8 protein-coding genes and 1 pseudogene are annotated in these 8533 nt (G+C 41.2%); all 9 read left to right on the top strand.

The window, feature by feature from the left end:
• Positions 1-20: 20 nt before the first annotated feature.
• The 9 genes and pseudogenes from NDJ01_RS24740 (at position 21) to NDJ01_RS24655 (ending at position 8419) form a co-directional block, all read left to right on the top strand.
• The gene (locus tag NDJ01_RS24740; protein ID WP_046875146.1) at positions 21-416 is read left to right on the top strand and encodes an ACT domain-containing protein; all 396 of its coding nucleotides are present in this window, start codon (positions 21-23) and stop codon (positions 414-416) included.
• Between the two features lie 152 nt (positions 417-568).
• Positions 569-1381 (top strand): hypothetical protein, encoded by an 813-nt coding sequence (locus NDJ01_RS24730; RefSeq protein ID WP_258587583.1) that lies wholly within the window; start codon positions 569-571, stop codon positions 1379-1381.
• Between the two features lie 101 nt (positions 1382-1482).
• Complete coding sequence (locus NDJ01_RS24725; RefSeq protein WP_103176310.1) at positions 1483-1857, top strand: hypothetical protein; 375 nt, start codon at positions 1483-1485, stop codon at positions 1855-1857.
• A 678-nt stretch (positions 1858-2535) separates the two neighbouring features.
• Positions 2536-2991: a hypothetical protein gene (locus NDJ01_RS24705; RefSeq protein ID WP_258587581.1), complete on the top strand. Its 456-nt coding sequence runs from the start codon at positions 2536-2538 to the stop codon at positions 2989-2991.
• Between the two features lie 129 nt (positions 2992-3120).
• Positions 3121-3630, top strand: coding sequence for a hypothetical protein (locus NDJ01_RS24695; protein WP_053809149.1), 510 nt, complete (start codon positions 3121-3123; stop codon positions 3628-3630).
• 750 nt (positions 3631-4380) lie between these two features.
• Positions 4381-4728 (top strand): annotated as a pseudogene (locus tag NDJ01_RS24680) (hypothetical protein).
• A gap of 764 nt (positions 4729-5492) precedes the next feature.
• Positions 5493-6029 carry a nucleotidyltransferase family protein gene (locus NDJ01_RS24670; protein WP_258587580.1) on the top strand — a complete coding sequence of 179 codons (537 nt, stop codon included), beginning with the start codon at positions 5493-5495 and terminating at the stop codon, positions 6027-6029.
• A gap of 683 nt (positions 6030-6712) precedes the next feature.
• Entirely contained in the window at positions 6713-7291 is a 579-nt protein-coding gene (locus tag NDJ01_RS24660) for a DJ-1/PfpI family protein (RefSeq protein WP_258587579.1), read from the top strand.
• A gap of 111 nt (positions 7292-7402) precedes the next feature.
• The gene (locus NDJ01_RS24655) at positions 7403-8419 is read left to right on the top strand and encodes a hypothetical protein (RefSeq protein WP_258587578.1); all 1017 of its coding nucleotides are present in this window, start codon (positions 7403-7405) and stop codon (positions 8417-8419) included.
• The last annotated feature ends 114 nt before the right edge of the window (positions 8420-8533 follow it).

The raw sequence follows: 8533 nt of genomic DNA, 5'->3' as shown, positions 1-8533 counted from the left end.
AATATAAGGAAATATCACACATGTCGGGAATTACAGATTTAGATGAACTCCTGAGCTCCATGAGTCCAAAGTTGGTTGACGCTGAGTTCGTTTTTTGTACGGTTTCAGGCTCGCTCAGAGATTACATTGAGTTAAACCCAGTCGCTACGTTCATCGAATCCGAAGGTTTAACCTTAGTTATCGAAAAAGCAGTTGCAGAGAAGACTGGTTTATCGTTTGAAGGTTCGTATAGCCAAATTACGTTAACAGTTCATTCTAGTTTGGAAGCTGTTGGTCTTACAGCAGCAGTGGCTAACAAGTTGGCTTCAAAGGATATTAGCGCAAATGTGATTGCAGCTTATTATCACGATCATATCTTTGTTCAAACAAGTAAAGCCGAAGCAGCAGTGTCAGCGTTAAAAGAGTTCAGCGCATGACGTTGGGTCATATTGCTAACAAACAATTTAAGAGTGATTCGGCACGCGTGGCATTTTTAGTATGCGTTGGTTTTAGTGATTATGGTGGTATGCGGCGGCATCGGTATTGCGTGCCTCACACCTTAATTGGGCGTTAAATTTACGGGGAAACTATGAAGGTAACTTTTGATTCAAATGTTTGGGAAAATATAGTTTCTCCAGATAGTGATAAACCATCGGTTTACGAAAGTTTAAGTCGGGATATTTGTAATAATGAAATTGAGCCATATTTCTGTGAAATTGCTCTTTCCCTTGAATCAATCTTCAAGGCTGATCGCTTGTCTCATACTTCAACATACAAACCAAAAATTGAAGTGGTCACAGAAGAATTTGATGGAAATCATTTTCATGGAGTGGTGGGCTTTGGCCCGGACAATGATGCTCATCCGGGAATGCATCCTGCACTAGCTTTCAAGTATTCAAAAGCAGTTGAACTAGGTTTCAAAGTAATCACGATGACTAATATTGGAACGGCTAGAGCAAAAGAAATCCAAGATAAAACAAAGGTTAACTTCTCATCTATCGATGAATTTTGGGTATATGCTGATCGACTGAATGAATGTTCAAAGTTTATTGAATCTTTGGGCTGTGGTTCAAGTTCATACCACAAGCTTGTAGAGCATTATGGTATAAAAATGTCTCCGTATAAAAGGCTAGCTCAAATGGCGTCAAAGACCGAAATCAAGAAATTTGCCGCTTCAGTTGCTGAGTGGGCTGATGGAGACTCTATTTCCGCTCACTATGCATTTGGTAACGACTACTTTTGTACAAATGATCAAGCTCGGAATGCTGGTAGTCAGTCTGTATTTCATTCTGACAATCTACGTTTAGTAGCAGAGAAGTTTGGGGTACAAGTAATAAGTCCAGAGGAACTTGTAAATTTAACAAAGCATTTAAGACGGATTCCCAACGCTCGGCATTTTTAGTTTACTTCAATTTCGGTGTTTACGGCACAATACTTTAAGTTCAGTGGTCTGCGTTGCTCACCACTTAATGCGGCGTTATGTGCTTAGGGAGAAAAAGTAACATGCTTAGAAAGTTGGGAGAGTTCCCGAATAAGAGCGTTGTAGAGTATGCAACATTACTTATTCGAGTGAGAAATGATCTTCTACCTCAAAACCTGCGCTCTTATCATTGGGAGCACGATGATAATTCAATGATCACTGTCAGTGTTTCACCTGCCGGACGATTGCGTGGGAAGAGCATTTACCTTGATTCTGTAGATTTAGCAGAACAGTTTGCAGCCTATTTGCATCAACAGTTCGAAAAACGAAAATATAAATCAAACTACACAATCGAAGTGCTTGTTGACACTACTTCACAAGGTAAAACAGTAACTCGTTGGAAAGAGTCTGACTCTCGTGATGTAAGGGATGTGCTTTCGTTAAATGTACGCACATAACAAACAGTTCAAGTGGGATTCAGCACGCGTGGCATTTTTGTTATGCGTTGGTTTCGGTGTTGAAGTGCAATGCGGTAGTTTGGTCATTGCGTGCTTCACCCCTTAACTGGGCGTTAGCACTAGGTCGGTATCAAAGGCTAAAAGTTTCTGTGTTTATTGGTTTCTTTTCCTAGCGTTACACCTGACCAAATGTGCCTTTCACGTTCGCTCCGGTGGCACTAGATGCGAAGTTTTCGTTTTGAGTTCATCGTTTACGGTTTCTAACTTTCGGTCTATTTCTCTGGTGTTGTTTCTTTGGCGCTGAGAAATTTTCGGCAAAACAAGCGTTTCTTTGTCGCTGTTGTTCAAGTTCGAAGCCGTATTCTTTGCTAATTTGAAAGCGGTGAACAAGGGCAGTTAAGCATGTTTTTCTTCTAGCCAACTTACGTCTTGAAGTTAGTTTTCAGTTTGGCAGCTGCCCGTTTGGTTTCAGTGTTTTTAGTCATAAATTTCGTGCTATATTTCAATATCTTGGCGTGTGCCAACGGCTTAAATGGCAGCGTGCTAACAAACAGTTCAAGTGGGATTCAGCACGCGTGGCATTTTTGGTATGCGGTGGTTTAGGTGTTGAAGTGCCATGCAGCACATCGGTATTGCGTGCTTCACCCCTTAACTGGGCGTTATGTTGAGAAGGGAGTTATGAAAACTTTATTGAAACAAAGTAAATTGGTCAGTTTTAAATTAATGTATAGCTTTGTCACTAGAGTATTAATTTGTGGCATGTTTGCTTACTACTTAGTCGAGATATCTAAGGTTCCATTTTTCACACAATTAGGATATATCGCATTTTTTTGTGCTGTATCTTTAGCTGCTGAGTATTTAGTATCCAAACCGAAACAGTCGCTAGAAGTTGTGCTTGATGGTAATAGTTTATCTCTTTTAGGTACAAGTATAAATACTGCTGATATTAATGAGATTTTGTATGCGCAAACCAAAAGGTTTGAACATACGGTAAGGTTTCGTTTCAAAAATCATACCTATCAAGACTTTGAACTAGCTTCTCCTGACTTAATTGAAGATCTAAGATTTTACCACTTTCTAGTTGAAAACCAGTTGCCTGTGAAGACGCTAGATAGTCATGAACGTGTTGCTTAACATCTCAACATAACAAATTGTTCAAGAGTGATTCGGCACGCGTGGCATTTTTACTATGCGTTGGGTTTAGTGATTAAGGTGGTATGCGTAGGCTTCGACATTGCGTGCCTCACACCTTAACAAGGCGTTATGTTCTTGGAGGACATGGTGGAATATCAAAGGGACAGGGTAACTTCTGGCGTTTTTCAGAAACTTGTTGTAAATCTGTATAAAGCCCTCGTATTCAAGCTTTCAAACAAAAAAGAGAAGCTAGAATGGCAGCTTCTCTTGATAGCCGACTGTTTACGAATCATTGGGCTTTGTAGGTTAGCTTATCGGATGGCTTCCAAAGTGCATACTTCAACGTCTAGCGTTAAGAACAAGTTCTGGTCAACCCATGTTTCAGGTATGGCTCTGCAATATTCAGGTGACATGATTGGCGCTGAAAAAGCATTCTTAAAAAGCCAGGACTTTGCTTGTGAGCTTTCTTTGAGTTTTAGCTTGCAGCATTTGGGTAAATTGAACGTTGAGGTTGGCAACTATAAACTGGCAGAGCAACAGTTCATAAAAGCATTGGCAATTCGAGAAAAATTGAAACGGGCTGACTTGGTAGAGTCGACTAACAGGGCGATTCGAGGACTACAAAAGCTACGAACATAACAAACTGTTTAAGAGTGATTCGCAACGCGTGGCATTTTTACTATGCGTTGCGTTTAGTGTTTAAGGTGGTATGCGGGAGCTCCGGTATAGCGTTGCTCACACCTTAACAGGGCGTTAGTTTGCAAGAGGAAAAATGCAGCTATATCGCAAGATCTAGTGGTAAAAGCTCAAAGTTTAAGTTGTCGTATTAGCTTCCAATTTTAGTGTTATCTAGCGTGGTGAAAATCCAAAATTGGCATCGCTTCAACGGTTGATTTATTCTTTGGGGCGGTGACTTTAGAGTTAACTGAGTCGAACTTTCTTGCTGAAACTCTGTTCGTTGAGTTTGTTGGTACAAAAGCCGATTTACTCGCTGAAATGGCGTTTTCCCTGGTGTGGTAAGTTCATGTGGTTTCAGTGGCTTTGTTGAAAGTCCGCATTGTGAGATTGGTTTTCCAAAAGCGCTTTTTGGTGTTGTGAGTTCGTTTTCTGCGGCGTTGTTTGTTCCACGTGGTTTCATTGACTAGCCGTTTTTAGACTACGCCTGACTTAAGTGCATCAAAACACATAAAGTTTATTGTTTGCAAAGTTTAAAGTGACTTAAAATCAATGCTTTGGGTTTGCAAACTAACAAACTGCTCAAGAGGGATTCGCAACGCGTGGCATTTTTACTATGCGTTGAATTTAGTGATTAAGGTGGCTTGCGGCGGCTTTGGTATTGCGTTGCTCACCCCTTAGCAGGGCGTTATGTGAATGGAGTTGTAAAACGTAATGAAATACACGGTAGTTAAAGAGTACAAGGATGCGCCAGAGTCACCGATAAAAGTGGTAAAGGGCGAACAATTGCAATATATCGAATAGTCCAACCCCAATGGAGATTGGGCCAATTGGATATTATGTAAAGGTGCGGACAAAGAAGGATGGGTTCCTAAGCAAATCCTAACCGTTGATGGCAGCCAAGTTACAGTACTTAAAGATTACTTTGCGAAAGAGCATACATTAACGGTTGGTGAAACCTTAATTGAAGATTACGAGCTTAATGGCTGGATTTGGTGCTCAAAGTTAAATACGGAGGGTGAATTAGCTTGGGCTCCTTTAAATCATCTGTCCAAGAAGTAAATTCACATAACAAAGCGTTTAAGAGGGATTTGGCACGCGTGGCATTTTTAATATGCGTTAAGTTCAGTGTTTAAGGCGCTTTGCAGGGGCTTTTGTATTGCGTGCCGGCACCCCTTAACGCGGCGTTAGTCGCCAGAAAAAGCTAGCAATCAAAATCATGTTTTTAAGCTCAAAATTTGGCTGCTTGTTGTTCGGTTCACAGGTTCATCGTCGTTGGTCCAAACTCATTTTCAGCTGTTTTAAGTCCAAAGTTTTGTAACTGCTCTAGCGGCTGTTTTGTCCATTGGTGCTGACAGAGCTGGGCAATCGAGAGTCTGTTTTGGGTTGCAACTCTGCTCGGTGAGTTTGTTGGATACAAAAGCAGATTTACTCGCTGAAATGACGTTTTCTCTGGTGTGGTAAGTTCCACGTGGTTTCAGTGACTTTGTTGAAAGCCCACACTTTGAGATTGGCTTTCCAAAAGCGCTTTTTGGTGTTGTCAGTCCGTTTTCTGCGGCGTTGTTTGTTCCAAGTGGTTTCATAGACTAGCCGCTTTGAGACTACGCCTGACTTAAATGCATCAAAGCACATAAAGTTTGTTGTTCGCAAAGTTTAGTTCGGCTTAAAATTGTCGCTCGGTGCCTCGCGACTAACAAACTGCTCAAGAGGGATTCGCAACGCGTGGCATTTTTTCTATGCGTTGAATTTAGTGATTAAGGTGGTTTGCGGCGGCTTTTGTATTGCGTTGCTCACCCCTTAGCAGGGCGTTATGGCGCAGGACGAAAATGGACAGAATCGTAGAATTAATAAAACGTGATCCAATAAGGACTGAGGCACTAAATCATGTGTCTCAGCTGAATTTACCTCAGTGCTATATAGCAGCAGGTTTCGTCCGAAATCTAGTTTGGGACTCGTTACATGGGTTTAAATCTACGACTCCTTTGAATGACGTTGATGTTATCTATTTCGACCCGAATGAATCCAATCCTGATACCTACTTGTATTATGAAGTACACTTGAAAGGCTGTATGCCAGAGCTTAACTGGCAAGTTCGAAATCAAGCTCAAATGCATCAACGTAATGGTGATGAACCTTATCAAAGTTCAGTGGATGCTATGAGCTATTGGCCTGAAAAAGAAACAGCCGTTGGTGTTCGTCAAACAGGCGTGAATCAATATGAAGTTATCTCAGCGTTTGGGTTTGAATCTTTATTTGGTTACTGCGTCACGCATAACCCTAAAAGGTCACGAGCAACATTTGAAAATCGTGTAAATTCGAAAGGATGGTTAGTTAAGTGGCCATCTTTGAGAATTGCGCCATAACAAGCAATTTAAGAGGGATTCACAACGCTTGGCACTTTTGCTTCTACTTCAGTTTTAGTGTTTATGGCACAATGTTTTAGGTTGGTGTAGGCGTTGTTCACCCCTTAATTGGGCGTTAGTACGGGTTTGACATCAAGGGTCATAAGTTTTGGTGTTTATCTGTTTTGGCGCTTGTCTTTACACCTTTCATTTTGTACCTTTCACGTTCTTTCCGGTGGCACTATATGCGGAGTGTTCGCTTTGATTTCACCGTTTACGGTCTCTAACTCTTAGCCTATTTCTTTGGCGCTTCTTCGTTTTCGTTGTACTTCCTGAGTTAATCTTGTCGTTCGTTTGGTGTTGCCATCAAAGTGCGAGGATCGAATCCTTTTCTAATTTGAAGTCAGTAAAAGTAGGTGAGTTCAGTACGTTTTTCTTCTAGCCAACTTTCGTCTCTCTATCGATTTTAAGTTTTGTAGCTGCCCGTCTCACTTCAGTGTTCAAAGCCTTTCATATCATGCTACTTTTCAATATCTTGGAGCGCACAAATAGAAGTAGCGCATGTACTAACAAATTGCTTAAGAGTGATTCGTAACGCGTGGCATTTTTACTTTGCGGTGGCTTATGGTGATTAAGGCGCTGTGCGGTAGCTTTTGTATTGCGTTACTCACACCTTAGCAAGGCGTTATGTGCATGGAGGCGCAATGAACATAGGTATCTACATTTACGATCAAGCAGAAGTTCTTGATTTTTCGGGACCATTTGAAGTTTTCAGTACAGCTAAACGGCTTGGTGCTGAGAGTCTGAATATATTTCTAGTCTCAGAAAGTTCTAAGCCGGTTGTGGCTCGTGGTGGTTTTAAGGTGTTACCTGATTATTCGTTACAGGATCACCCGCCAATAGATTTACTGGTTGTTGTGGGTGGTGTACACAGGGATGAAATGTGTAAGCCAAATATCATGGCTTGGCTGGCTTCGGTAGTCCCTCTAGCTTCTGAAGTTGCATCAGTTTGTACTGGTGTGTTTCTTCTGGCTCAAGCAGGTCTAATCAACAATTTAACTGTGACTACCCATTGGGAAGATATTCCTGATTTAGCTACTCAGTTTCCAGACTTAAATGTTGTTAATAACCAACGTTGGGTAACTTCTGGAAACCTGACTACTTCTGGTGGTATATCTGCCGGTATCGACATGAGCTTACATCTCGTGTCAAAACACTACGGCCATCAATTTGCCGATACAGTGGCGAGGCAAATGGAGTACAACTGGCAAGAATGCACATAACAAAGCATTTAAGAGTGATTCGCAACGCTTGCCGTTTTCGCTTCGCTCAAAGTATAGGCAAGCGCCGCTCACACCTTAATGCGGCGTTAGGCAAATAGAGAAGTACGGTGAATGAAAAATAAAAAGAAGATTGCTAGAAAGCTACGAAGAAAGCTGGCGAAAGTACAACGCAGAAAGCAAAGAAAGAATAAGAGTTATGTACCGAGAAAACAAAAAATGAGTCAACTTGATAAGATTCTAAAAAAGTCCATGTTTGATGTAGAACATGCGCTAAGCTTGTATGCTACAACCTTTTTCTATTTACCAGCAAAATTGCTATATGATAAAGAGTGTTTAAAGCAGTACGAGGATATTTCAAAGAAATGCCATATCTATATTATCGGCTATCTGCCTAAAACAAAGCTGTTGAGAGGGTATCAAGAAGAACAAGATGCGGTATTAGAGTTTGAAATAGGCTCGGTTAAGCATGACTTCAAATTACCATTACCTAAAGGCTGTCGGTTAGAGTTAGATGATGCTGTTCCTTACGCTGTAAATGAGCAAGGGCAAAAGTTTGCGATACCTGAAGAAGCAATAAATCTCTTCCTGCAACAACACTCGAAGTTTGAAGTGAAATACGTAGGGCAAGCATACGGGAAAGACGGTTCCAGAAACGCCATTGACCGATTAATGAAACACGAAACACTTCAAAAGATCTCATTAACTGGCGTGCCAGATAATTATGAACTCCAGTTATTGCTTTTGGAGGTAGAGCCAAGTCCACAGTTAATTACCGCATTGAACCCTTTTGCACAACAAAAAGACGAGACCGGTGGCAGAATCAAAGCGGGTCTAGATAAACTCTTTAATACAAGTGAACAAGAAAGGATTTCTTTGTACGAGGCTGCCTTAATACGTTATTTCTACCCCCAATTTAATCGAGAGTTTAAGGACAGTTTTCCTTCTACAAGGCTTAAAATCTTACATGATTGCTATGAAAAAGACTTTTCAATGGTATCAGCAGAAATTATCTTCGATGAGCTTCCATTTCAACTATGGTCAGACTCAGTGCCAGCAAAACATTCACATATGGCTGTGCATGACCTGCATGATGATGAGTCAAGAAAAGCATTTTTCTACGGTAAGTAAATTTGCCTAACAAAGCATTTAAGAGTGATTCGCAACGCTTGGCAGTTTCGCTTCGCTCAAGTATAGCCAAGCGTCGCTCACACCTTAATGCGGCGTTAGCCCTTTTCGAGGAAA

Source organism: Vibrio sp. HS-50-1 (assembly GCF_024747315.1).
GTDB lineage: Bacteria > Pseudomonadota > Gammaproteobacteria > Enterobacterales > Vibrionaceae > Vibrio > Vibrio diabolicus.
This window is presented reverse-complemented; position numbering and strand designations above follow the sequence as displayed.

What these genes read in the sequence shown, in the direction of transcription:
- NDJ01_RS24740 (WP_046875146.1), top strand. Translation starts at nt 21, where the DNA reads ATGTCGGGAATTACAGATTTAGATGAACTCCTGAGCTCCATGAGTCCA.
- NDJ01_RS24730 (WP_258587583.1), top strand. Translation starts at nt 569, where the DNA reads ATGAAGGTAACTTTTGATTCAAATGTTTGGGAAAATATAGTTTCTCCA.
- NDJ01_RS24725 (WP_103176310.1), top strand. Translation starts at nt 1,483, where the DNA reads ATGCTTAGAAAGTTGGGAGAGTTCCCGAATAAGAGCGTTGTAGAGTAT.
- NDJ01_RS24705 (WP_258587581.1), top strand. Translation starts at nt 2,536, where the DNA reads ATGAAAACTTTATTGAAACAAAGTAAATTGGTCAGTTTTAAATTAATG.
- NDJ01_RS24695 (WP_053809149.1), top strand. Translation starts at nt 3,121, where the DNA reads ATGTTCTTGGAGGACATGGTGGAATATCAAAGGGACAGGGTAACTTCT.
- NDJ01_RS24670 (WP_258587580.1), top strand. Translation starts at nt 5,493, where the DNA reads ATGGACAGAATCGTAGAATTAATAAAACGTGATCCAATAAGGACTGAG.
- NDJ01_RS24660 (WP_258587579.1), top strand. Translation starts at nt 6,713, where the DNA reads ATGAACATAGGTATCTACATTTACGATCAAGCAGAAGTTCTTGATTTT.
- NDJ01_RS24655 (WP_258587578.1), top strand. Translation starts at nt 7,403, where the DNA reads ATGAAAAATAAAAAGAAGATTGCTAGAAAGCTACGAAGAAAGCTGGCG.